This window comes from Faecalibacterium sp. An121 (genome assembly GCF_002160915.1).
GTDB lineage: Bacteria > Bacillota > Clostridia > Oscillospirales > Ruminococcaceae > Faecalibacterium > Faecalibacterium avium.
The window spans coordinates 62,240-86,206 of record NZ_NFLM01000005.1; the positions used below are offsets into that span (position 1 = coordinate 62,240).

At 60.5% G+C, this 23,967-nt stretch carries 22 protein-coding genes, 1 tRNA gene and 1 pseudogene; 8 read left to right on the forward strand and 16 right to left on the reverse strand.

What is annotated here, in order from left to right; translation table 11 throughout:
• Window positions 1–6: 6 nt before the first annotated feature.
• The 3 genes from B5E66_RS04075 (at window position 7) to B5E66_RS13150 (ending at window position 2,151) form a co-directional block, all read left to right on the forward strand.
• Window positions 7–831 carry a carbohydrate ABC transporter permease gene (locus B5E66_RS04075; RefSeq protein WP_087228999.1) on the forward strand — a complete coding sequence of 275 codons (825 nt, stop codon included), beginning with the start codon at window positions 7–9 and terminating at the stop codon, window positions 829–831.
• Entirely contained in the window at window positions 818–1,558 is a 741-nt protein-coding gene (locus B5E66_RS04080; protein WP_087229002.1) for an ABC transporter permease subunit, read from the forward strand. The genes B5E66_RS04075 and B5E66_RS04080 overlap by 14 nt, the downstream gene beginning before the upstream one ends.
• A 185-nt stretch (window positions 1,559–1,743) precedes the next feature.
• The gene (locus B5E66_RS13150) at window positions 1,744–2,151 is read left to right on the forward strand and encodes a hypothetical protein (protein WP_087229005.1); all 408 of its coding nucleotides are present in this window, start codon (window positions 1,744–1,746) and stop codon (window positions 2,149–2,151) included.
• A 140-nt stretch (window positions 2,152–2,291) separates the two neighbouring features.
• On the opposite strand, the gene B5E66_RS04090 is transcribed toward B5E66_RS13150, so the two are convergent.
• The 3 genes from B5E66_RS04090 to B5E66_RS04100 are packed head-to-tail and all read right to left on the reverse strand — an operon-like array spanning window position 2,292 to window position 6,952.
• A complete protein-coding gene (locus B5E66_RS04090; protein WP_087229008.1) occupies window positions 2,292–4,130 on the reverse strand; it encodes a carboxylesterase family protein in 1,839 nt (612 codons plus the stop codon).
• On the reverse strand, window positions 4,087–5,493 hold the full coding sequence (locus B5E66_RS04095) for a PTS transporter subunit EIIC (RefSeq protein WP_162609597.1): 1,407 nt from the start codon (window positions 5,491–5,493) through the stop codon (window positions 4,087–4,089). The genes B5E66_RS04090 and B5E66_RS04095 overlap by 44 nt, the downstream gene beginning before the upstream one ends.
• A gap of 25 nt (window positions 5,494–5,518) precedes the next feature.
• Window positions 5,519–6,952, reverse strand: coding sequence for a 6-phospho-beta-glucosidase (locus tag B5E66_RS04100; protein ID WP_087229014.1), 1,434 nt, complete (start codon window positions 6,950–6,952; stop codon window positions 5,519–5,521).
• A 291-nt stretch (window positions 6,953–7,243) separates the two neighbouring features.
• Here B5E66_RS04100 and B5E66_RS04105 point away from each other — a divergent pair, with 291 nt between their 5' ends.
• Window positions 7,244–8,137 carry a MurR/RpiR family transcriptional regulator gene (locus tag B5E66_RS04105; protein ID WP_087229017.1) on the forward strand — a complete coding sequence of 298 codons (894 nt, stop codon included), beginning with the start codon at window positions 7,244–7,246 and terminating at the stop codon, window positions 8,135–8,137.
• 47 nt (window positions 8,138–8,184) lie between these two features.
• Here the strand turns inward: B5E66_RS04105 and B5E66_RS04110 are convergent, their stop codons facing one another.
• Window positions 8,185–9,111 carry an AEC family transporter gene (locus B5E66_RS04110; RefSeq protein WP_158098319.1) on the reverse strand — a complete coding sequence of 309 codons (927 nt, stop codon included), beginning with the start codon at window positions 9,109–9,111 and terminating at the stop codon, window positions 8,185–8,187.
• A gap of 329 nt (window positions 9,112–9,440) precedes the next feature.
• On the reverse strand, window positions 9,441–10,295 hold the full coding sequence (locus B5E66_RS04115) for a PTS sugar transporter subunit IIA (protein ID WP_158098320.1): 855 nt from the start codon (window positions 10,293–10,295) through the stop codon (window positions 9,441–9,443).
• A 1-nt stretch (window position 10,296) separates the two neighbouring features.
• On the opposite strand from B5E66_RS04115, the gene B5E66_RS04120 reads away from it, so the two are divergent.
• Window positions 10,297–11,034 (forward strand): family 1 glycosylhydrolase, encoded by a 738-nt coding sequence (locus B5E66_RS04120; RefSeq protein ID WP_242958080.1) that lies wholly within the window; start codon window positions 10,297–10,299, stop codon window positions 11,032–11,034.
• Window positions 11,035–11,302: 268 nt separating this feature from the next.
• Here the strand turns inward: B5E66_RS04120 and B5E66_RS13505 are convergent, their stop codons facing one another.
• The 8 genes and pseudogenes from B5E66_RS13505 to pdxR form a co-directional block, all read right to left on the reverse strand.
• The gene (locus B5E66_RS13505; RefSeq protein ID WP_087229028.1) at window positions 11,303–11,530 is read right to left on the reverse strand and encodes a transposase domain-containing protein; all 228 of its coding nucleotides are present in this window, start codon (window positions 11,528–11,530) and stop codon (window positions 11,303–11,305) included.
• 59 nt (window positions 11,531–11,589) lie between these two features.
• Window positions 11,590–11,709, reverse strand: a pseudogene (locus B5E66_RS13590) (hypothetical protein); the annotation flags it as partial.
• Complete coding sequence (gene tnpB, locus B5E66_RS13595) at window positions 11,679–11,858, reverse strand: IS66 family insertion sequence element accessory protein TnpB (protein ID WP_143406924.1); 180 nt, start codon at window positions 11,856–11,858, stop codon at window positions 11,679–11,681. The pseudogene B5E66_RS13590 and the gene tnpB (B5E66_RS13595), both read right to left, overlap by 31 nt.
• Window positions 11,788–11,946 (reverse strand): IS66 family insertion sequence element accessory protein TnpB, encoded by a 159-nt coding sequence (tnpB, locus tag B5E66_RS13600; RefSeq protein WP_143406925.1) that lies wholly within the window; start codon window positions 11,944–11,946, stop codon window positions 11,788–11,790. The genes tnpB (B5E66_RS13595) and tnpB (B5E66_RS13600) overlap by 71 nt, the downstream gene beginning before the upstream one ends.
• A gap of 1 nt (window position 11,947) precedes the next feature.
• Window positions 11,948–12,313: an IS66 family insertion sequence element accessory protein TnpA gene (gene tnpA, locus B5E66_RS12765; RefSeq protein ID WP_143406926.1), complete on the reverse strand. Its 366-nt coding sequence runs from the start codon at window positions 12,311–12,313 to the stop codon at window positions 11,948–11,950.
• Window positions 12,314–12,859: 546 nt separating this feature from the next.
• Window positions 12,860–12,946, reverse strand: a tRNA-Leu gene (locus B5E66_RS04145).
• A gap of 115 nt (window positions 12,947–13,061) precedes the next feature.
• Window positions 13,062–13,307, reverse strand: a complete 246-nt coding sequence (locus B5E66_RS04150) for a hypothetical protein (protein WP_087229034.1) — start codon at window positions 13,305–13,307, stop codon at window positions 13,062–13,064.
• A gap of 905 nt (window positions 13,308–14,212) precedes the next feature.
• Window positions 14,213–15,640, reverse strand: coding sequence for a MocR-like pyridoxine biosynthesis transcription factor PdxR (gene pdxR / locus B5E66_RS04155; protein WP_087229037.1), 1,428 nt, complete (start codon window positions 15,638–15,640; stop codon window positions 14,213–14,215).
• A 145-nt stretch (window positions 15,641–15,785) separates the two neighbouring features.
• Between pdxR and B5E66_RS04160 the strand changes: the two genes are divergently transcribed.
• Both B5E66_RS04160 and B5E66_RS04165 read left to right on the forward strand, forming a co-directional pair.
• The gene (locus B5E66_RS04160; RefSeq protein ID WP_242958081.1) at window positions 15,786–16,466 is read left to right on the forward strand and encodes an ECF transporter S component; all 681 of its coding nucleotides are present in this window, start codon (window positions 15,786–15,788) and stop codon (window positions 16,464–16,466) included.
• Between the two features lie 82 nt (window positions 16,467–16,548).
• The gene (locus tag B5E66_RS04165) at window positions 16,549–17,937 is read left to right on the forward strand and encodes an alanine/glycine:cation symporter family protein (RefSeq protein ID WP_087229040.1); all 1,389 of its coding nucleotides are present in this window, start codon (window positions 16,549–16,551) and stop codon (window positions 17,935–17,937) included.
• 56 nt (window positions 17,938–17,993) lie between these two features.
• On the opposite strand, the gene B5E66_RS04170 is transcribed toward B5E66_RS04165, so the two are convergent.
• From B5E66_RS04170 to B5E66_RS04180, 3 genes are all read right to left on the reverse strand, one after another.
• The gene (locus B5E66_RS04170) at window positions 17,994–18,875 is read right to left on the reverse strand and encodes an aldose epimerase family protein (RefSeq protein ID WP_087229043.1); all 882 of its coding nucleotides are present in this window, start codon (window positions 18,873–18,875) and stop codon (window positions 17,994–17,996) included.
• A 117-nt stretch (window positions 18,876–18,992) separates the two neighbouring features.
• Window positions 18,993–20,483, reverse strand: coding sequence for a UxaA family hydrolase (locus B5E66_RS04175; protein ID WP_087229046.1), 1,491 nt, complete (start codon window positions 20,481–20,483; stop codon window positions 18,993–18,995).
• Between the two features lie 85 nt (window positions 20,484–20,568).
• On the reverse strand, window positions 20,569–22,083 hold the full coding sequence (locus tag B5E66_RS04180) for a tagaturonate reductase (protein ID WP_087229049.1): 1,515 nt from the start codon (window positions 22,081–22,083) through the stop codon (window positions 20,569–20,571).
• A 319-nt stretch (window positions 22,084–22,402) separates the two neighbouring features.
• Here B5E66_RS04180 and uxaC point away from each other — a divergent pair, with 319 nt between their 5' ends.
• Entirely contained in the window at window positions 22,403–23,836 is a 1,434-nt protein-coding gene (uxaC, locus tag B5E66_RS04185) for a glucuronate isomerase (protein ID WP_087229052.1), read from the forward strand.
• Window positions 23,837–23,967 lie beyond the last annotated feature (131 nt).

The following is a 23,967-nucleotide window of genomic DNA, read 5'->3' on the forward strand; positions in this document are numbered from 1 at the left end:
GCGGCCATGAACAGAAACAAGATGCGGGGCTGGCTGCTGGCGCTGCCCGCCCTGATCGCCCTGGGGGTGGGGTATCTGCTCCCGCTGGCCATCGCTTTGTACAAGAGCCTTTTCGCCGGGATGAGCACAGATTTTGTGGGTCTGGAAAATTACGCCGATCTGTTCGGAAATTACGCCTTTGGCTTGGCGGCCAAAAACCTGCTGCGGCTGTGGTGCATCGCCATTCCCCTGAATTTGGTGCTGGGCGTTCTGCTGGCGGTGCTCTGCGTGGAAGCGGCAGGCCCCCGTCTGCGGCTGGCCTTCTTTTTCCCGGGTATCCTGCCGGCGGCCTGTGTGGTGATGGCGGCCGCCGAGGGAGTCAGCCTGCTGGGTTGGGAAGACACCTGGACCTTTGACGCAGCGTCGGCTTTGGTCTGGCTGGCCATCGTCCTGTGGAAAACATTGGGCTATACGGTCCTGATCTGCGCCGCCTTTTTCGAGAGCATCCCGGCGGAGGTCACCGACGCCGCCCAATTGGACGGAGCGGGGTTCTGGCAATGCCTGCTGCGGGTGCGGCTGCCCCTCATCGGGAGGGGGCTGGTTCTGAGTGCCATTCTGGTGGTTTTCAACGGCTACCGCTGTTTCCGGGAGGCCTATCTCATCGGCGGGGAGCACCCCCACGAGGAACTGTACAGCTTGCAGCATTTTTTGCAGAACAACTTTGCCAACATGAACTACGCCCGGCTGGAAGCCGCCTCCATCCTGGTGGTGGCGGCGGTGCTGGCTGCCGGGCTGGCCATTCTGGGGATCTGGAAACGGTATCATGGGAGGACAGGCCATGCGGACAAATAGATTTTGGCAGCTGGGCCTGGCGGCGCTGGCCGTCTGCTTCCTGGCGCCCTGCGTCCTGTTGGTCCTGCCGCTGGCGGGACAGCCGCCGGAAACGCTCTGGCAGGCGGTTTCCGCGCCGGACTATCTGCGCGCCTACCGCAATACGCTGCTGCTGGCGCTGGGCGGCGTTCTGGTCCAGACGGGCGTGGCCCTGCCCGCCGGCTGCTTTCTCGCCAGGCTGGCGCCCGGACGGGTCCGGCAGGTATGCCTGGCGCTCTGCCTGCTGCTCATGCTGCTGCCCCAACAGGCCCTTATGCTGCCCCAGTATCTGCTGCTGCAAACGTTTGGCCTGCTGGATACCCTGGCCGGCCTGTTGCTCATGACCGCCTTTCAGCCTTGGATGGTGCTGCTGTTCTGGTTCGGCACCAGCCGCATCGACCGGGAACTTTTCGATGCGGCCGCCTGTGACGGCGCGGCGGGCCTCTCCTTCTGCCGCCGGATCTACCTGCCGCTGATGGCTCCCTATCTGGCAGCCGCGGCGCTGCTGTCCATGGCGGAAAGCTGGAATCTGCTGGAGCAGCCCATGATCTTCCTGCAGCAGCGGGCAAACGATCCGCTGTCCATCCTTTTCTCCCGGCTGCCCGGGGCCAGCCCGGCCCAAAAACTCTTTGCCGGGGTGCTGTTTGCCCTGCCCCTGGTCATCCTGTTTGGATTGGTCGCCCGCAGCAGCCGTCCGCCCCGTGCATAAGCCCGCCGGGTCTGCGCAAAATATACGTTTTGTATAATACATAGTATCCATTACGCACCGGCTGTGCCGGGCACGTTGCATCCCCCTGCGGCCTGTGATACAATAACAGCGTATGCGGCCCCAGGCCGCCGCTGAATTTCCGGGCCGGCCTCTGCCGCCCTGCAAGCACAAGGAGCAATCAAACTATGTGGATCGAACTGAACCGCCGCTGCGACACCGACATGGGCGACCACGAGGATGTGGAGCTGAATCCCTGCCAGATCGACACCTTTGTGGCCGAGCTGGTGGGACAGGAGGACGGGCGCACCCTCTACTGCACCGCCTGCTGGACCCCCTTCATGCCGCAGGTGTACTCTTTTTCGGTGACCGACGAGTCGGTCTATGGCTGGATCGTGGACTATGAGCGGGAGGACAACGGCCAGCTGGCCGCCATCCGGGCCCGGGGGCCGGTGAACTGCGAGGCCGACGAGGACTACGACGGCCCCTACGCCGAGCAGTTCCGCCAGCTGATGCGGATGCTGTCCGACGCCGCATCCAAAAGCGGCTACCGCACCGAGACCTACGACTCCTCCGACGATCTGGACGCCCTGTAAGGCACGGCGCTTCCCCGGCCTTCCGCTGAAAGGCCGCCTTTGCAGACAAACCAAAAGACCAGAGCCCGCCCGGCCAAAAGGCCTGACAGCTCTGGTCTTTTCTTTTGGGGATCATCCCCCAGCACAAGGCGAGGTAAGCTTTACTTGCTCATCATCAACTCATACAGCGCACGGTCAAAGTCCACCTTGCATTCCGACTTGACATCAAACACCATGGTGTTGTGCTCGGCAGAGGTATAGGGTTTCCACTTCAAACGCCAGGTCGAAGGATCGCCATTTGCCATAAAGGCAGCCAGCGCATCCGAGACAGAGTCAGCCATCTTCCGGGCGCCCTTCTCGTCGCCGCGCATCATGTACATCACGGTATCCAGAGAGTTGAACCAGAATGGGATATCCGCGGTATGGCACATGGTCTGCCCTCCAAAGAAGGGCATCACATATACATCGATGTAATTGTACACTTCCACACCGTTTGCATTCAGCGCAGCCAGAACGCCGTTGGGCTCAATGAGGCCCCAGCGGGACAGGCCGGAGAAGCCGCCCATGTCGTTCAGCCACAGGGCGTGGCCCAGGCTGCGGTCGGGATAAGCTGCACGGAAGGCGGCAATGAACGCGTCTGTCTTGTCGCCGTATTTGGCACGCAGACGGTTGGCTGCATCGTCATCGGTGATCCTGGACAAGTCGGCAGATTCGTCCTGCTCATTGATCAGGGGCTTCGTATTGGCGTTGAACTCCGAGAAAGCCGTGCCAAAGATCCATTTGCGCTGGGCAGCATAGGGGTTGACTGTACCGTTCTCGTCCACCATGGGGCTCTCAAAAGTGCCGTTGCCGTAGCAGGCAGCCCAGTTGCAGCCCGCCTCGGTAGATGCATAGTACAGCTCCTCGTACGTCATGCCAGTCAGCCTTTCGGCCACTTCTTCCTTTTTCAGACCCAGATAGTCCACCAGTTTCCGGGTGTTGGCCAGGCCGGATTCTTTGGTGTCGCTGTATGTAGACATCGCGCCGCTCATGACGAAGACCTTGTTGAACAGCCCCACCGTGTTGGACATACATGCCAGAGTGGTAACTTTTGTACCGCCGCCGGACTGACCCAGGATGGTCACGTTGCCGGGGTCGCCGCCAAAGTTTGCAATGTTGTCATGCACCCACTGCAGAGCCACCACACAGTCCTCAATACCAGCGATCGCACTGTTCTTGTATTCGTCGCCATATTCGGACATATCCAAAAATCCCAGAACATTCAGCCGGTGGTTGACAGAAACGAACACTGCATCTTCACGCTCCGCAAAGTACTGACCGGTATAGCATGCCAGCTCGCTGGAAGCACCGTTGCTCAGGCCGCCGCCGTGGAAGAACACCAGGACGGGCTTTGCACCAGTCAGGCTTTTGGTCCATACGTTCAGATACTGGCAGGTCTCGTTGGCCACCATGTCAGCCGCGCCGGACGGCGTGCGGAACTCCGTGCCATTGATGGTGCCTGTACCATTCAGGCACCGGTCCTGCGGAGATACAGGACCATAGACCATGGCGTTCTGCCAGCCGTTGGGATAAGCCTTGATCGGCTGCGGGCTCTGGAAGCGCTTTGCCTCCGCATACTGGATCCCGCGGAAAGTATACATTCCCTGGTCCTCATAGCCGATCACCCGACCGGCCGTTACATTGACAGATGCCATCCGGATGGGATCTGTGCCGCCCAGTTTCAGGTCTATGCAGTTTTCTTCTGCATTAGCCGACGCCTGCGCAGCCGAGGCTATCATCCCAGTGCTTCCAACCAGTGCAGCAACGCCTGCTGCAGCTGAAGCCTGAAGAAAATTACGGCGTGACAGTTTTTTCATGGTGGATCCTTCCCTTCTTCTCATTTGTACATCATCGTTTTTTGAACGCCGCAGCCCGGAGACTGCGGCGTTGCTTATTCTTTTTGGGGCAGCGGTCCGCTTATTCGCCTTCCTCCAGCTTGCCCTGTTTTTTCCACACGCCATACAGCACAAAGCTGACGACAAAGGAGACCACCATGGCGATCACAGTGCCGATGCAGGCGTTGATCAGGTTGGCCATGCTGTCACCGCCGATGTAAGCGGGCAGGACCAGCAGGCCGGGAGAGCCGGAAGCGTAGCGGCCGACACCGGTCAGGCCCAGGTACAGACCGCCCACACCGCCGCCGATCATGGCAGAGATCAGCGGATAGATGAACTTGAGGTTGATGCCGTACAGCACCGGTTCGGTGATGCCCAGCACGCCGGTCAGACCGGCGGACATGGCCAGCTGCCGGGTATCCTTGTTGCGGGTGCGCAGGCCAACCGCCAGACCGGCAGCGCCCTGGGCCACGTTGGAAGCCAGCATACCAGGGCCGACCACGGTGTCAAAGCCGGCAGTCGCCAGGTTGTTGACGCCAATGGGGATCAGGCCATAGTGGGTACCGGTCATGACCAGCAGCGGGTTGAGGGTGCCGACCAGGGTGGGCACAGCCCAGCCTGCGTTGACCTCCAGCCACTTGAAGAAGGCAGCGATGACATTGCCGATCCAGGTGCCGATGGGGCCCAGGGCCAGGATGGTGACAATGCCTGCGGCCAGCAGGCTGGCCAGGGGTACGGTGAAGAACTTGACCGCATTGGGGGAGATCTTCTGTACGGCGTGTTCAACGACAGACATGAACCACACACCCAGCAGGATGGGCACCACCGAGGAGCTGTAAGACGCCAGGGTGACCGGCAGGCCAAACAGGCTGACCGAGCCGCCCGCGTCCTTGGCCGCGTTGATCAGATCCACAAATCCCGGGTAGACCAGCACACCGCCCAGGGCCATGGCCACATACTGGTTGCATTTGAAGGTCTTGGCCGCAGAGCTGCCCAGCAGGATGGGCAGGAAATAGAACGCGGCGTCTGCAATGGCGTTCAGGATGACATAGGTCTGGGAGCTGCTGTCCAACAGACCGGTCACAGTGCCCAGCGCCATCAGGGCCTTGAGCAGGCCGGCGCCGGTGATGGCCGGGATGATGGGCTGGAACATGCTGGCAATGTACTCCAGTACGCTGCTCAGCTTGCTTTGGTTCTTCTTGTTTTTGCTGTCAGGCTTCTCATCCACCGGCTTGGCAGCCTCAAAACCGCCCAGAACCACCACTTCCTGATAGACCTGCGGCACGTCCGGGCCTATGACTACTTGGTACTGTCCGCCTGCATGGATGACGGACATGACCCCTTTGGTCTTTTTCAGGGCTTCGGTGTCAGCCTTGCTGACATCTTTCAGGGTGAAGCGCAGACGGGTGGCGCAGTGCAGCACCTTGTCCACGTTCTCTTTGCCGCCCACCTTTTGCAGGATGACTGCGGCCAGCTGTTTGTAGTCCATAGTGTTCCTCCTGATTCCTCTGTTTTTATCCAAGGTCCTCACCGTTGGTGGCGATGACTCTCTTGTACCAGTAAAAACTGTCCTTTCTGCTGCGGGCCAGTGTGCCGCCGCCCTCATTGTCCTTATCGACGTAGATCATACCGTACCGCTTTTTCATCTCGCCGGTAGACGCCGACACAATGTCGATGGGACCCCAGCAAGTGTAGCCCAGCAGGGGCACCCCGTCCAGGTTCACTGCATCCCGCATGGCCCGGATGTGCTCCCGCATGTAGTCGATGCGGTAGGGGTCGTGGATCGAGCCGTCCGCCTCCACCTTGTCGGTGGCGCCCATCCCGTTCTCCACAATGAACAGGGGTTTGCGGTACCGGTCGTACAGGACGTTCAAGGTCAGCCGCAGCCCCAGCGGATCGATCTGCCAGCCCCATTCGCTGGCCTTCAGGTAGGGGTTGACCACGCTGCTGACCACCGCGTTGCCCCGGGCATGCCGGGCCGCGATCTCGGGGTCCGCCGAGGCACAGCGGCTGGAATAATAGCTGAAGGAGACAAAGTCCACCCTGCCCTGCCGCAGTGTCTGCTCGTCCTCCGGCTGGGTCTGCAGCAGGATGCCAGCCCGCTCCATCCGCTTTTGGGCCCATACGGGATATTCGCCGTTGGCCTGCACATCGATGAAAAAGTAGTTGTCACGGTCCCGTTCCATGGCGAGGTAAACGTCCTCCGGCGCGCAGGTATAGGGATAGAATTGGCCTGCCGCCAGCATACAGCCCACCATGACCCCGGGGATCATCTCGTGGGCCAGCTGCACCGCCCGGGCGCTGGCCAGCAGCTCGTGATGGGCCGCCTGGTACTTGACCTGTTCCTTGTCCTCGCCCTCCTCAAAGACGATGCCCGCCCCCATAAAGGGCATATGCAGCAGCATATTGATCTCATTGAAGGTCAGCCAGTAGCGCACCAGGCTGCCGTACTGCTCAAACAGCACCCTGCAGTACCGCACAAAGGCGTCCACCATCCGACGGTCTTTCCAGCCGCCATATTTCTCGATCAGGGCGATGGGAGTGTCAAAGTGGCAGATGGTCACCAGCGGCTCAATGCCGTATCTGCGGCACTCCTCGAATACGCTGCGGTAAAAGGCGATGCCTGCAGCGTTGGGCTGCGCGTCATCCCCATGCGGGAAGATCCGGGTCCATGCAATGGACATCCGGTAGCACTTGAACCCCATCTCCGCAAACAGGGCGATATCTTCTTTGTAGTGGTGGTACAGGTCGATGGCCTGGTGGGAAGGATAGGTGTGCTGGCTGTCGCAGGCCAGCATCTTTTTCTCACCCCGCGCCACCGGGCCGCGGTCAGGCCCAAACGGCACTACATCCACGCTGGACAGGCCCCGGCCATCCTGGTCATAGGCCCCCTCGCACTGGTTGGCCGCAGTGGCGCCGCCCCACAAAAAGCCTTCTGGCATCTTCATAGCAGCATCCTCACTTTCCGATTTATCTCCGAGCTTTTCCTGCCGCCCTTGTGGCAATAGTATAGCGAAAATCTCTATGGCAGAAAAGGCCTTTGGTCAATTTGGGACAGCGCATTTTAAAATCCTGTAAAAACGTGGCAGATTTAAAACAGAGCGTTCACTCTGTCAAAAAATCTTTTCTGACATTGTGCAAAATGTGTATTTATCCGCCCGGCGTTTGACCTGCCTTTCCATCAATGATACAATAAGAAAGAACTTTGGACTTGCCATACATTGAGAAAGGAAAACGACATGGATCTCAACAAGCGACTGCGCGAGCACACGGGCCTGACGCCAACCGACCAGTGCCTGCGGGATTACTTTCTGCGCTACCCGGAACGCGTTGCCCGTATGAATACGCGCCAGCTCGCCGAGGCCACCTTTACCAGCCCCTCGGCTGTAGTTCGTTTCTGCCGCAAGTTCGGCTATCAGGGCCTGCAGGATTTCAAGGCCGACTATTTCAGCGCCATCCCGGACGCGCTCGCCTTCGACCTGCCGGACAGCGATTTTCCGTTCCAGGCCGACACCCCGCCCGATGTGCTGGTGCGGGACCTACTCAAGCTGGAAGCCGGTACCCTTCACCGCCTGTCTGCCTCTCTGGACTTCGACGCCTTTGACCGCGCAGCCGCCCTGCTGAGCGGCGCCAGCAGCATTGAGCTGTGCGCCGCCGGCTCGGGGCTTTATCTTTTGGAGGAGTTTGCTTTCCGGCTGATGAAGTTTGGTTTCCGGATCAATATGATCTCCAACAGCGTCAACCTGAGCTACATTGCAAACCAAATGGACTCCACCCACTGTCTGCTTGTCGTGAGCTATACCGGGATGAACGAATCCATCGGCTCAGCGATGCGATTCGCCCGCCAGCACGGCACCCCTATCCTGCTCATCACCGCCCACGCAGACAGTCCGGCAGCCAGGCTGTCCGACTGCGTCCTGCTTCTGCCCTTGCTGGAGTCCAACGACAACAAGATCTCGACCTTTTCCTCCTCCATCGCCGCCAAGGCCATGCTGGATCTGCTGTTTGCCCGGTTGTTCCAGAATGATTACGACGCCAACTGCGACTTTGTCCGCCGGGATGCCGCCTGGCTGAGCGTCCGCCGCCCGGTGGGCTTCCAGGACGGGATCAACGGCACTTCCAAGCCCCGCTGAACGCAAAAAGCGCCCTTCCGCTTCGGCAGAAGGGTGCCTTTTTTCGTTCAGGCTACTATGCGGATCAGCATCGAGACCAGCGGCAGGGTGATGACCGAAAAGACGGTGGAGAAAAACACGCCTTTGGAGATATAAGCGGAGTCCCGCCCCTGTTCACTGCAGATCATCACGATGTTGGAGGCGACCGGCATCGCTGAGACCAGGACCAGCACCCCCAGCAGCATCGGGTCGCCGATCAGCCATCTGCACGCCAGCAGAGTCACCGCCGGCAATACCAGCAGCCGCAGCAGAGTGAAGGGCAGCAGGCTCTTTTCCTGCAGCACCTCCTGGATGGGCTGACGGGACAGAGATGCGCCGATCACCAGCATGGCCAGAGGAGTGGTGGTACTGCCGATGGATGCCACCGGCTGCAAAAGCAGGTCGGGCAGCTGCACTTGCAGCAGATACAGCAGGATGGCTGCCACCGCCGAGACGGTGCCCGGGTTGATCATCTTGCGCAAGTCGGCTCTTCCTCCCCCACCCTGCTGGAGCAGCAAGGTTCCATAGGAGAACACTGAAATGTTGAACACCGCCATGAAGATGGAGAGATAGAGGATCGAGTCCTGCCCCAGCACGGCATTGGCCACCGGGATGCCCATAAAACCGATGTTGGAGTAGATCAGCATCCCCTCGTATTCGGCCGCCCGGCCGGCCGGCACCCGCAGCAGCCGGACAAGCCCCTTGGACAGCAAAGGCAGCAGGACATAATAGACGGCCGCCGCCGCAAAGATCACAAACAGCGCGCCCAAACTCTCCAGCCGCGCGCTGGTGGTGACGTTGTTGATGATCAGAGCCGGACAGGTAAGGTTGACGATCAGCCTGGAGAACAGCTGCTCCGACTCCCGGCTCATCACCCCGCACCGGCCGGCCACATACCCTGCCGCCATCATCAAAAACAAAACGATCATCTGCTGCAATACCAAAGCCGTTCCCATACGATCCCAGTCCATCCTTTCCGCAACATACAGACGCCGGCTACGCCTATGGACCCATCATAGCGTTGTGGCCTGCGCTTGGCAATCTAAAACGGAGCGACTGGTGATTTTTGATGCAAATAAATCTTTCTGCGCCTTTTTTTGAAACATCTCTGCCCCAAAGGAGGCAAAAGAATCCCCGCAGAGTTTTTTTGCTTCTCTGTGGGGGCGAAGGGACATCTGTCATCGTATCTGGTGCTTCTTTTTTGCAGCGGATCCTTTTTCCTCCAAACTTCCGCCTCTTCTAACGCGCTTCCTGCCGGAACCGCGCCGGCCGTCATCACCGGAAGTCAATACATCTGCTCGCAAAACTCTTCAAAAGAGTCTGTCTTAAGCAGACTAAGGGTGCGGCTGGTGGAGCTGAACAGCTCCACAATCAGATTGAAGGCATCCTTGAAATACTTCATCTCCTGCTGGGTAATACCGATCATCAAAACAAAATGGATTCGCTTGTCCTTCCATACGATCGGCATATCATTGTGCAGGACACAGATAAACGAACGTTCGGCGTACTGGCTGACCGCATGGGGCACTGCTAGGGCACTCGTGAACGCCGTGCACGACAGGGATTCCCGCAGCAGGACATCCTGTACGAACGCATCGGTGGCATAGCCGTTATCGATGCATTTCTGTCCCAGGAACTGGATGCAGTCGGTCTCATCTGCAAAGCATACATTCCGGAAATAGAGTTCCTTATGCAGCAGCTGTTTCAAAAAGGACCGTGCGCTCTCCAGCTCACGCTGACGGTCTATCGCATCCAGCATTTCACGGATAGCGGTGATGTTCTGCTTGGTCAAAATCGGGCTCACTTTTACCACTGGGCGTCTCTCCCCTTCCAGAGGCAGCGCTGTAATGATAAAGTCACAGGCGGGCCGGTACTGTAAATACCGGTTCAGGGGCATCACATCCAGAATCAACAGCCGGTCAGTGAAATTTTCGCCCACTTCCCGCACCAACGTCTGTGAGAGCGTATGGTAGCTTTCTGCAAGGATGATGCAGGTGATTCGTTCTGTGGTATGGGTAGTATTTTCCAAATAGGCCCCAATATGAAAAGCGACAAACGCTATTTCGTCCTCATTCAGTTCAATTCGGTAGATGCTTGCAAAGCGGTGGGTAAAATAAACTGCCATATCATAGATGGGCAATATGCTCTGCCGCCTGGAGAACTATGCCGAGAGTTCCAAACCCGAGGATCAGCTGCAGGTCATGTTTGAGGATCATTTCAATTGGTTCTTTACCGATGTACAGGCCACCGGTGCGTATCCCTATTACATGCAACGTTTCTTTGATGAGAACAACATCACAATCGAAATGGGTCCCGACGACCTCCAGATTCTGAAAGAAGGCGCTGTGGACTTCATCACCATCAGTTACTACATGACCTACATCATGCGGTACAAAGGCAGCCCGGTTCCCAAGCCCACCGGCCGCCTTGTCTCAGATATCAAAAATCCTCATCTGCCCAAGTCGGACTGGGGCTGGACCATCGACCCCATCGGCTTCCGCATCACTCTGAACCGGATCTACGACCGTTACCACAAGCCTATCTTTATTTCGGAAAACGGTCTGGGCGCGGTGGATCATCCTGACGCTGATGGCCGTATTGAGGACGATTACCGCATCGACTATATGCGCGCCCATGTGGAGCAGCTGCGGGAAGCCATTGCCGATGGTGTGGACGTTTTTGGTTACGCCTGGTGGGGCCCTATTGACCTAGTCTCCTCCGGCACTTCCGAGATGACCAAGCGCTATGGCATGATCTATGTAGATCAGGATGACTACGGCCATGGAACGGGTAAGCGCAGCAAGAAGAAGTCTTTCTATTATTACAAAAAGCTGATCGCTTCCAACGGAGCAGATCTGGAAAACAACGTTGCATATTAACCTTTCCAACCACTCATAGCCGCACATCCTTTGCTGCTATGAACCATCTCATATCACGCATAAACGCCGCCGCTCTTCTGCAAATCTGACCGGCGCACTTTGGTTCAGTCCAAACAAAAACCCACGGGAGACCTTACAGTTTCTCGTGGGTTTTTGTTTGTCGGAACTTGATCTTCAAGACTTCGGTATGGATTTTTTGTAACCGCCCCATCATCCCCCGTGAGGGATAAAGAAAAGAGCTCCCATGAGGAGCTCAAATCGGTTAAAATTATTTGAGTTTGCAATATTGGGGAAGGCATTCGGTCCAGGGGAGCAGCGGAAGCAGTTGGTCCTCGGAAGGATTTTCGCCCAGTTTGGGCAGCTCCTGAAGCAGGAACAACAGGTAACCAAAGGGATCCAGACCATTGCGCTTGGCTGTCTCGATCACGCTGAAACACAGGGCACTGGCATCGGCACCCTTTGCGGTGTCGCAAAACAGGAAATTCCTGCGCGCCATTGTTGAAAAGCGCTGCTTTTCAGGCAGAATATTCCCCGAAAAACGCCTCCCTGGTGGAATTATACCAGCTCTTTCGGACGTCCGGGACGGATCGCTCTGGGCTGCTCAATATTCAGCCCCTGCATGAGCCAGGTGAACTGCTCCCAAGTCAGCTGCCTGACCTCCTGTGCATTCCACGGCCACTGATACCGGCATTATCCAGCCGCTTATACAGCAGCACAAAGCCGTCCGGTTGCCACAACAGGGCTTTCAGCCGGTCACAGCGTTTGCCGCAGAACAGAAACAGGCTGCTGGGATAGTGATCTATTCCCAAAGTTCTGCTGCACAAAGGGAACCAGGCTGTTCAGCCCCTTGCGCATATCGGTATAGCCACACACAATATACACGTTCTTTGCCTGTCGGATATCGCCCAGCATCTTAAGCCAGCCCTTTCACCAGCTTGACCAGATATTCCATTGGCACATCTGCCGGCAGATAAATGCGAACTTCTCCCTTTTCGATGCAAATACCGGATGTTCCTGCCTCGTCTGCACAATAGTCTGAAGACGATGTAGATGCATGTACTTCTTCACCTGGCTTTTGGATCTGTACCGGAACAATCTCTTGTCCCGAAAGAATTTCTCCCGCCAGTTCATCCCTCAGCAATCCCTGCCATCTCATGAGCGTTGAATATTTCACGCCGGCCTGTGCGCACCATTCCCGTTTCTTCTTTCCGCTGCGGGCGCACTCCCGCAGCAGGCCAAGGTAGTGCTGCTTTTTTAGTTCCTGATATTGATTGCTCATTTTTACCCCCTGTGAGACTTCTAAGACTTCTATGATTTCTAAGACTTTTGATACTCTGTCTTATTTTCTCACAGATTGGTTTGTTTTTACAGTCGGGGGATTATGGAGCGGGTACCTTGTATTCCACACCTAGGGCTTTGCAAATCGGTTGCCCCCATAAGCCAGGCGGTGGACCGGAACAGGAGGTGGACTTGAACAAAAAGAAAAAAGTCGTCAACATTTCAATTTATCCCGAAGCGAGGAAGGCCAGCGGGCCTTCGCCGCCTGGCAGGCAGAACAGGCCAGACTCACATCCAAAGAAAAACAGGACGTTCCCTCCGGGGAACGCCCTGCTTTACATACAGACCGCAAGCGACTTTTTTCAGACGAAGCGCACCTTTCGGGGTGCGCCTTTCTTTTGGACTTCCAGGCAACCCGTCACCGCCTGGCCCGCCCAGCCTTCTGGTACGGCTTCGGGCAAGGAACTGTTCCGTGATTCAGCTCCCCGAAGAAAACGAAAAATCCGAACCCTTCTCCTATTGGAAAAAGGTTCGGATTTTGTGCTTGTGGTGCGGATAAGAGGACTTGAACCTCCACCGAGTTGCCCCGATTAGAACCTGAATCTAACGCGTCTGCCAATTCCGCCATATCCGCTCATCTTTGGTTTTGTGTCCCGCTGTCTGGCTGGGACGTGTGTTATTATACCACACTGGCGCGGATTGTCAAGCACTTTTTTCAGATTCTTTTTGCTCTCCTTGGGGGCGCGGGGTCAGCGATCCTCGGGGGGCAGGTCGTCCAGGCTCCCCTTGCCCGGTTCGGCACCGGTCCAGCCCAGGCGTTCTGCATCGGGGCTGGCGTCGCCCTCCCGCACAGCGGTGTCATAGGCCGGGGTGCCGCTGTAAGCGCTGGGCGGGCCCAGCTCCAGCCAGAACTGCTCCGCCTCGGGCATTTGCAGGTCCTTGGCCTGCGGCTCGGGGACCGGGGCGTGCTTTGTATCCTTTTGTGCTCGTTTCATCTGACCGTCCTCCTTGGTTGGATGTGCTGCGGACTGTATACAGTCTGGCCCCGGGGCCTATACTTTATGCACCATCTGTCAAAGGAGGCTGTCCCTATGGAGACCAAAGGCTGGAAAAGTTTCTGGACCGCCCTGTGGGTGACTCTGCTGGTCCTGCTGCCCCTGGTGGCAGGCACGCTGGTGCTGGCCCAGCGCCAGGCGCTGCAGCGGGTGCGGGCATCCGAGAGCCAGAGCGGGGTGCCGGTGCGCCTGCCTCGGGAAGAAAACCACCTGACCCTGCTGGCCTGTGTGGCCGGAGAGGACCCGGCTTTTGTACTGCTGTACCTGAACGCCGACCAAAACTGCATCCACCTGCTGGCCCTGCCCAGCCAGTTGGCAGTGCCTTTCAGCGACGGGGAAGCCACCCTGGCCCAGTGCTACCAGGCCGCAGGCCCCGCACGCTGTCTGCAGGGTCTGGGGCAGGTGCTCAGTCTGCCCGAGGACGCCCATTATCTGGCGGCCACCCCCGAGACTCTGGCGGAGCTGTGCGGCGGCTATGGCAGCTTGCGGGTGGGCTTTTCGGGGGCGCTCACCCCCAGCCAGCTGGAACAGACCGGCCAGAGCGGGGTGAGCGACTGGACCGTCTCCTCTGCCCACGCTTTCCTGGCCGGGCTGGAGGGCGCTTTGCCTCCCGGCACGGTGGCTGCCGCCAGGGCCGCCGTGTGGGACGCCTTTTTCCGGCAGAACCTCGATGCCCTGCCCGCCGCTCTGCCCCAGGCCCTGCGGGACGCCAGCGGCTCCCTGCTCACCGATCTGACAGCCGGGGATCTGCTGACTTTGGAGGACACCCTGGAACTTCTGGCCAACGGCGGGGCCGCCGTGGAAAGCGGGGTCCTGCCGGGACAGTACCGCCCGGGCACCGGCTTTTACACCCTGGACGAGGAGGCGCAGGCCGCACTGATGGCTTTCTTCAATGTGGAGGCCAGCTCGGGGCAGAGGGAGTCCTCCAGCGCGCCGTACCCCAGCACCAGCGTGCCCGAAGGGCAGCGGACTGGGGACGCCATCGAGTAACCGCTCAGGGCGGCCAGGCGGATGCCTGCCTGCCGGGCCGCCCGGACCAGCGCCTGGTCTGAGGGCACCGGCCCTGCCAAATGGAGCAGCAGATGCAGGCCGGTATGCAGCCCGGACAACCGGGCCTTTGGGCCGAAAGCCTCCGTCAGCGCGCCGGCAAGGGCATTGCGCCGGGCCTTGTAGGTCATACGGCTGCGGGCCAGATGGCGGGTAAAATACCCTTCCTGGATGAAGCGGGCCAGGGTCTGCTGCTCGAACCGGCCCACCGTGGCAGAATAGAGGCTGTACCTCTCCTGCCAGGCGGGCAGCAGGCTGCGCGGCAGCACCATATAGGCGATGCGGATGCCGGGAGCCAGGCTGCGGGCCACTGTGGACAGATAGATCACCGGACCGTCTCCCCCGGCCATCCCCTGCAGACTGGGCAGAGGCCGGGTATCGAAACGGAACTCGGAATCATAGTCGTCCTCGATGATATACCGGCCGGGGGCGGCGGCCGCCCAGCCCAACAGTTCGGCCCTGCGGGGGGCGGGCATGGTCACACCGGTGGGGAACTGGTGGCTGGGGGTGACATAGCACACCGCCGCATCCGAGGCGGCCAGGTCCGCCACCGACAGTCCCCCTTCGTCCACCGGGATCAGCCGACAGGGCCGGCCGCTGTTTTCCAGCACCTGCCTGGCCCGGGGGTAGCCCGGGTCCTCCACCGCCGCAGGTCCCGGCAGCAGAGGGGCCAGCAGGCTGAGCAGGTATTCGATACCCGCCCCCACCACGATCTGGCCGGGGGTACAGCGCACCCCGCGGTACTCCTCCAGATAGCCCGCCAGGGCCTGCCGCAGCTGGATATCCCCCCGGGGGTCGCCCCGGGCCAGCAGCTGCGGGCTGGTATAAAGCAATTCCTTCTGGAGCCGCGCCCAGGTGCGGAACGGGAACAGCCGGGTATCCACTCCGCCGGTGGACAGGTCGAACCGCACCGGCGGGCCGGCGGGCGCAGCCGCAGGCGCCGGGGCTGCCGGCGGCTCGGGACGGCCCGGCAGGGCGGGATATTCCTGCACATAAAAGCCGCTGCGGGCCCTGCTGGCCAGATACCCTTCGGCGGCCAGCATCTGATAGGCACCGTCCACCGTGTTCACCGATACGCCCAGGGCCTCGGCCAGGCTGCGCTTGCCCGGCATCCGGGTCCCTGCGGGCAAAGCCCCCGAGCGGATCTCCCCTGCCAGGCTGCGGTAGAGCTGCTGGTACAAAGGCACCCGGGAAGCCGGGTCCAGAGCTGCGGTCAAATGGAGCATAACAGGCGCCTCCTCTCAACTGATACCATAAAAAAGTTGTATTCTGGGTATTTTCATGGAGCCAGTTTTGGCTATAATAGGAGCATACCCGCCGGGGACCCAAAAGTCAAGACCCCACGGGAATCTGTTGTTTGGAGGGACCGCCATGTCATCCACCGCCATGTGGCTGCTGTTGGCCGTCGTGGTCATCGGCATCTTGTTTGTCAGTGTGCTGTACAAGCGCACCTTTACCCCCCATGAGCTGGCCCTGACCGGCGTCATGGCTGCGCTGAGCTTTGTCGCCTACCTGTTTTTCCGCGTGCCCTTTTATGGGGGGTCCTCCTTCCATCTGGGCAACACCTTCACCGCCCTGGCGGCTCTGCTGCTGGACGGTGTGTCCGGCGGGCTGTCGGGGGCCATCGGCCTGGCCCTGGCCGACATACTGGCCGGCGACCCGGGCTATGCGGTCACCACCTTTGTGCTCAAGTTCATCATCGGGGTGGTGTGCGGCTTCACTGCCCACCGTCTTTGCCGCATCGATGCCGCCGCGCCGGGGCGCAGCCTGCCCTATCTGGCCCGGGTGACGGTGTCGGCCGGTTCGGGTCTGCTGGTCAATGTGTTCACCGACCCCCTGCTGGGCTATTTCCGCAACGTGTACATCTTCGGGCAGGATTACTCGGCAGCCCAGGTGCTGGCCTCGGTGGCGGGAGGCGTCACCCTGGTGAACAGCCTGGTATCCACCCTCTGTGCGGTGCTGCTGTACCTGGCCGTCCGCCCCGCTCTGGACCGGGCCGGGCTGCTGCCCAAACCCCAGGACCGCGGCCTGAGGCAGGCTCACCGGGCATAACACAGCCTTTTTTCGCATATACATCCAGGAGCTGCGCCGCCAGGCGCCGCTCCTTTTTCTGTTGTGCGGGGAGGTGTGGCCTATGCTGGAAGAACTGAACCGGGTGCTGTGGGGCCCTCTGGGGGTGGGCCTGCTGGGGGCCGCCGGCCTGTGGCTGACGGTGCGCACCGGCTGGTTCCAGCTGCGGCAGGCCCGGCTGTGGCTGGGCCAGACCCTGGGCGCCCTGCTGGCGGGCAGTCCCGAGCTGGACCGTCAGAGCGGGGACAACATTTCTCCCCTGCAAAGTCTGTGCACCGCCCTGGGGGCCACCATCGGGGCCGGCAGCGTGCTGGGTGTGGGGGCGGCCATTGCCAGCGGCGGGCCGGGGGCGGTGTTCTGGATGTGGGTGATGGCCCTGTTCGGGATGATGACCGCCTACGCCGAACATCTGCTGGGGCTGGCCTACCGCCGCCGGCAGGGCGGTATGTGGCAGGGCGGGCCCATGTATTATTTGTCGGAAGGGCTGGGCGCAAGGCCGGGCTGCAAGGCTCTGGGCAGGGCTCTGGCCGGGCTGTTCGCGGGCCTGTGCGTGCTGGCCTCCCTGGGCATGGGGAATCTGAGCCAGGTCAACGCCATGGCCGCAGCCCTGCAGGGGGCCTTTGGCACGCCGCCCCCGCTGACAGGGGCCGTGGTGGCCCTGGCCACCGGGGTGCTGCTGTGGCGCGGCCTGAAAGGGGTGGCGGCCGCCGCCGGGCGCCTGGTCCCGCTGATGGCGGCCTTCTATCTGGCGGGGGCCCTGCTGGTGGTGGGACTGCACGCCGCGCGGCTGCCGGCGGCGCTGGAAGCCATCGTCCGGGGCGCCTTCGGGCTGCGGGCCGCCGGGGGCGGCCTTGTGGGTTACGGCGTCTGGACGGCGGTGCGCTGGGGCTTTGCACGGGGGTGTTTTTCCAGCGAGGCGGGACTTGGCTCCTCGGCCATCGCCAGCGGCTCGGCCTCCACCCCCGAGCCGGTGCAGCAGGGGATGTGGGGGATGTTCCAGGTGTTCGTATCCACCTTTGTGGTGTGCACCCTCACCGCCCTGGCCATCCTGACGGCCGGTCTGGTGGATCTGGACACCGGGCAGGTGGCGTTCTCCGCGCCGGTGGAGCAGCTGGCCGGGGCGGCTTTCGCTTCCGCCTTCGGACCGCTGGGCCCGGTGTTTTTGGGCGTCACCGTGGCCCTGTTCGCCTGGTCCTCCATTTTGGGGTGGAGCCAGTACGGTGCGGCCTGCTGGACCTATCTGCTGGGGCCGGACAGCCTCTGGATTTACAAGCTGGTGTTCCTGGCCCTGACCGCCGCCGGGGCCTGCGCCGACTTCACTCTGGCTCTGGCCCTGGCCGACGCGGTGAACGGCCTGATGATGCTGCCCAACCTGGCGGGGCTGTTCGCCCTCTCGGGGGAGGTGGCCCGGCGCACCCGGCGCTATCTGGAAGAAAAGCGCATCGCCCCATGACGCAAAAACCGCCTCCCCTTCGGACGGTCCCGAAAAGGAGGCGGGATGTTATGGATTTAGACTTTGTCGATGGTGATGCTCCAGGTGCTGCCCAGGGCCTCGTCGGGCTCCAGCACCTCGTGCCGGCCCTCCTCGTTGACGCTGTTGGCCCAGCCGTTCCAGGGTTCCATGCAGACAAAGTTCTCGGCATCCTGCTGCCACAGCACGCCGTTGGTGAAGCTCTCGTCGGCATCCACCGTCACCTTGTGGCCGTTGCCCTTGTCGGTGAAGGACATGGGGAACTGCACCCCCGTCAGCAGCCGGATGCTGTCGGCGGCGCCCTCTTTGCGGGTGAGGGTGATGGTCTCGGGTGCGGCGGGCTGTTCGCCCTTGGCGTTTTCCGAGCAGGTGGCGCAGTGGATGTCAAACGCCACATTCTCCAGTTTGCTGGCCATAAAATAGGGATGATAGCCAAAGCTGAAGGGCATGGGCTTATCCCCGTCGTTGATGACGGTCAGGTCGATGGTGGCGGTCCTGCCCTGCAGGTTGTAGGTCACCAGCAGGGTAAAGTCGAAGGGATACAGGAACTTGGTCAAAGGCGAGGACTGCAGCATCAGGGTGACCCCGTCGGGTCCCACGCTGTCCACCTGCCAGGCGCACAGATCGGCCAGGCCATGGGTCTCCATGGGATAGGCCTTGCCCTCAAAGATGTGGACGCCCCCGTCGGGGTTGGAGCAGCTGGGGAACAGGATGGGCACACCAAAGCGGGGGCGGTTGCACTCGCTGAAGTTGGGGCGGCGCACCCAGATGTACTCCTCCCCGTTCAGGGTGAAGCCGGTGATCATCCCTCCGCGCTCGGGGGTGATGACCAGCTCGGTGCCTGCGGCGGGGTCGGTGATGACGTACTGCTCATAGCAGGCATCGCCTTCGGTGACATAACGGGTGGTGATCTGATTCATAGCGTATACCTCCTGTAAGATGGGGCGGGGCCGGCCCGTCCGGTTTTGCCTCTATTGTACCAGATTTTTCAAAAAAGGGCCATGCCTTTTGGCACGGCCCTTCTCTTTTTTCCGCTTTTACAGCACCACGCCGTCCTTGAAGATGGAGATATCCCGGAAGCCGTTGATCTCTGCCTTGGTCTGTTTGCCGCTGGCGGTGTCGATCACCAGCTGCAGCAGGTCCTGGGCGGTCTGGTCGATGGTCTTTTTGCCGTCGGCGATGACGCCTGCGTTGAAGTCGATCCAGCCGGGCTTCTTTTCCGCCAGGGGGGTGTTGGTGGAGATCTTCAACGTGGGAGCCGGCGCCGAGAAGGGGGTCCCCCGTCCGGTGGAGAACAGGATCATATGGGCCCCTGCCGCCGTCATGGCGGTGGCGGACACCAGGTCGTTGCCGGGTCCGTAGAGCATATTCAGGCCCTTGGTCACCACCGGGTCACCGTAGTCGATCACGTCCATGATGGGGGCGGTGCCGCCCTTCTGCACGCAGCCGCAGCTCTTGTCCTCCAGGGTGGTGATACCGCCCTGCTTGTTGCCCGGGGAGGGGTTGTCATACACCACCTCGTTGTGGCTGATGAAGTAGTGCTTGAAGCCGTTCAGCATATGCTCGGCCTTCTCGAACACCTTGCGGTCGATGCAGCGGTTCATCAAGAAGCCCTCGGCGCCGAACATCTCGGGCACCTCGGTCAGGACGGTGGAGCCGCCCCGCTGGCCCAGCATATCCGAAAAGCGGCCAATGGTGGGGTTGGCGGTGATGCCGGACAGTCCGTCCGAGCCGCCGCACTTCATACCCACCACCAGCTCGGACACCGGGATGGGCTGACGCTCAAACTGGCGGGCGTAATCGGCCAGCTCCTCCAGCAGCTTGCGGGCGGCGGCGAACTCGTCCTCCACGTCCTGGCAGACCAGGAACTTGACCCGGTCGGGGTCGTAGGGGCCCAGCTCCTCCTTGAACTGGTCGGGCTGGATGTTCTCGCAGCCCAGGTGCAGCACCAGCACGCCGGCGGCGTTGGGGTGGCGCACCAGCGCGGCCAGCAGCTTGCGGGTCTGGGCATGGTCATGGCCGGTCTGGCTGCACCCAAAAGGATGGGGGAAGGTGTACAGGCCTTCGATGCTGCCGGTCACCAGGTCCTGGTTATCCTGCACCATCTTTTTGGCGTTCTCGTTGACACAGCCCACCACCGGGATGATCCAGATCTCGTTGCGGATGGCTGCGCGGCCGTCCTTGCGGCGGAAGCCCATGAAGGTCTCGGGCTCCACCCTGGGCAGGGGGGCCAGATCGGGGGCGGGATCGTAGCTGTACTCCACCTCTCCCGAAAGGTTGGTCTTGACGTTGTGGGTGTGCATCCAGCGGCCGGGCTGGGCGTCCTCGGTGGCGTGTCCGATGGCAAAGCCGTACTTGACCACGTTTTCCCCTGCCCGGATGGGCCGCACCGCCATCTTATGGCCCTGGGGGATGTCCTCCAGCGCCGTCACCGACAGGCCGTCGGTCTGGACCAGTTCCCCCTTGGCGATGGGGTGCAGCGCCACCACCACGTTGTCGATGGGGCTGATGTGAATAGCCTGCGCCATAGTGTTCTCCTTTGCAAAGAAAAGGCCGGCGGGGCGCACGGGAACGGCCCCCGCCGGCAACGGTTCTGTTGATGCAGTCAGCGCCTTACAGGCAGCTCTTGTAGGCGGCTTCGGCGCCCTGGGTGCGGATCAGCTCCAGGTCGGCCAGCACAGCCTGCTCCACGCCGGGGATGGCGCTGAGATCCTGGTCCCACATCTGGGTGTTGCTCAGCACAGCCTTGACCAGCTGGGCGGCGGTGTCATCCTTGTGGGCATAGTAGAAGTCCAGCGCCCATGCGTCGTCCTGGATCTTGTAGGTGTTGCCCTTGGGGCGCTTGCAGATCAGGCCGTCGGCAGCGCGCTCCTGGATGTCATTGGAGTAGAAAGCGATATAGGCCGCCAGGCTCATGGTCAGGCACTTGGGCAGCGCGCCGGTCTCCTTGATATACTCCAGGAAGGAGGGCATATTGCGGGCCTTCCACTTGGAGGTGGAGTTCAGGGAAATGCTCATCAGCTCGTGGTTGATGAAGGGGTTGTTGAAGCGGTCCTGCACGGCGGCGGCAAACTCCTTCAGGTCGTTCTTGTCCAGCGGCAGCGTGGGGATGACTTCCTCATACAGCATCTTGTTCATGAACTCGCGGATGGTATCGTTGTGCATGCAGTCCCGCACGATGTCATAGCCCGCCAGGTATGCGCCCAGGACAAAGCCGGTATGGGCGCCGTTCAGGATGCGCACCTTGCGCTTCTTGTAGGGGGTGACGTCAGGCACCACCATCACGTTGACGCCGGCCTTCTTGAACGGCAGCTTGTCCTCCAGCCAGGCCGGACCCTCGATGACCCACACGCCGAACACTTCGCCCACGTCCAGCACCTGGTCGTGGTAGCCGTTGGCCTCCTCCAGGGCGGCCAGCTCCTGGGGATCGCGGATGCGGCCGGGCACGATGCGGTCCACCAGGGTGGAGCAGAAGGTGTTGGCGGTGTTCATCCAGTCGATAAAGCCCTGCTCCAGGCCCCAGTCGGCGGCATAGCTGTTGCAGCACTTCTGCAGTTCCTTGCCGTTGTTGTCGATCAACTCGCAGGACAGGATCACCAGGCCCTTGTCCGCCGCGCCGTCAAACGCTTTGTAGCGCTCGTACAGCACCCGGGTCAGCTTGGCCGGGAAGCTGTTGGGGGGCACCTGGTCAAATGCGCTGTCCCCTTTTGTATAGGCGATGCCCGCCTCGGTGGTGTTGGAGGCGATGATCTCCAATGCGGGGCTGGCTGCCAGGGCCAGCACCTCGTCCCACTTGCCTTCGCTGTAAGGGCACACGCAGTTGGCCACGCAGGAGATCACCCGCTTGTCATCCACCTTCTGGCCCTTGTCGCTGCCCCGCAGATACAAGGTGTACAGGCCCTCCTGGGCGTTGATCCAGTCTGCCATCTGGGGGAAATTGCCGATGGGCTGCACCAGGCTGACCTTGCCGTTCCAGCCCGCCTTCTCGTTGGCGATATCAAAGAAGTAGTCCACAAACGCCCGCAGGAAGTTGCCTTCGCCAAACTGCATCACCTTGACGGGGGCGTCCTTCAGCACATACCCCTTGTAGCCGGACTGCTCCAGCACCTTATAATTCAACGTTTCCATCTCAAGATCTCCTTTTACAACGTACTCTAGCCAGCGCCGGCAGGCCGGTTTGCCGCCGGGGTTCCTTGTTTCATTTTAAGCTCTTGTATACAAATAAGTCAAGCCCTTTCTTGCAGATTTTCCGTTGAAAACAGGCCCTATTCACAAATTCCGGCGGTTTACACAATCAATTCTAGGAAATTTCGGCAATTTTTCAGTTGTATACAATTGCCCTTTTAAGGTATACTATACATAAGTGAGATTCTGTCCATATGCTCTGCGGACAGAGGCACACCCGAAACACGCGCTGCAAACAAGCGGAGAAAAGGAGTATCCAACCATGAAAGCATTTATGGATAAAGACTTCATGCTTCAGTCGCCCACGGCCCAGCACCTGTACCACGATTACGCGGCCGGGATGCCCATCTGCGACTATCACTGCCATATCCCGCCCCGTGAGATCTACGAGAACCGCAAGTTCGAAAACATCACCCAGGTATGGCTGGGCGGCCGCAATCCCGACGGCAGCTATTTTGGCGACCACTACAAATGGCGCGTGATGCGCTCCAACGGTGTGCCCGAAGAATACATCACCGGGGACAAGCCCGACCGCGAGCGCTTCCAGAAGTTTGCCGAGGCCCTGCCCATGGCCATCGGCAACCCCATGTACCACTGGACCAACCTCGAGCTGCACACCTTCTTTGGTTATGACGGCGTGCTGAACGGGGACACCGCCGAAGAAGTCTGGAACCTGTGCAACGACAAGCTGCAGAACGATCCCAAGCTGACCGTCCGCGGCCTGATCGAGCAGTCCAACGTGGCGTTCATCGGCACCACCGACGACCCCATCGACAGCCTGGAGTGGCACGAGAAGATCAAGAACGACCCCACCATCAAGTTCACGGTGGCTCCTTCCTTCCGTCCCGATAAAGCCATCAACATCAACAAGCCCGGCTTTGCGGAGTACATGGGCCAGCTGGCCAAGAGCGTGGGCAAGGAAAAACTGGCCTGCATCCACTGCGTCATGGACGCCCTGACCGAGCGGCTGGAGTTCTTTGTCAAGATGGGCTGCCGCGCTTCCGACCACGGTCTGGACTATGTGCCCTACCGTGAGGCCACCCTGGAGGAAGTGGACGCCATTTACAAGAAAGCCATGGCCGGCGAAGCCGTCACCACCGAGGAGGCCGAAAAGTACCAGACCGCCATCCTGATCCATCTGGGCCGCCTGTACCACAAGCACGGCGTGGCCATGCAGCTGCACTATTCCTGCCTGCGCGGCGTCAACCGCAAGATGAACGCTCTGCTGGGCCCCGACACCGGCTTTGACATGATCAACCAGAACACCTGCGGCGGCAACATCGCAGCCCTGCTCAGCGCCCTGAACGACACCGACGAGTGCCCCAAGACCATCATCTACAGCCTGAATCCCATCGACAACGAGCAGATCGGCACCATCTGCGGCTGCTTCCAGAACGATGAGATCCCCGGCAAGATCCAGGCCGGCTCTGCATGGTGGTTCTGCGACCAGAAGGTGGGCATGGAGAACCAGATGAAGTCCCTGGCCAACCTGGGCCTGCTGGGCAACTTCATCGGTATGCTGACCGACAGCCGCAGCTTCCTCAGCTACACCCGCCACGACTACTTCCGCCGCATCATGTGCAACCTGATCGGCCAGTGGGTCGAGGACGGCGAATATCCCGCTGACGAGAAGGCCCTGGAGAAGATCGTCAAGGGCATCTGCTTCGACAACGCCAAGCGGTACTTCGGCCTGTAAACCCCGCGCCTCAAGGTACTTATAAGCCCTTCCGCCCGTACCGGCGGGAGGGCTTTTATATATCTTTCCCCTTTTGCAGCCAACTTTGACAAAGGATAAATAAAAAAGCGGGGAGGCCCTTTGCAGCCTCC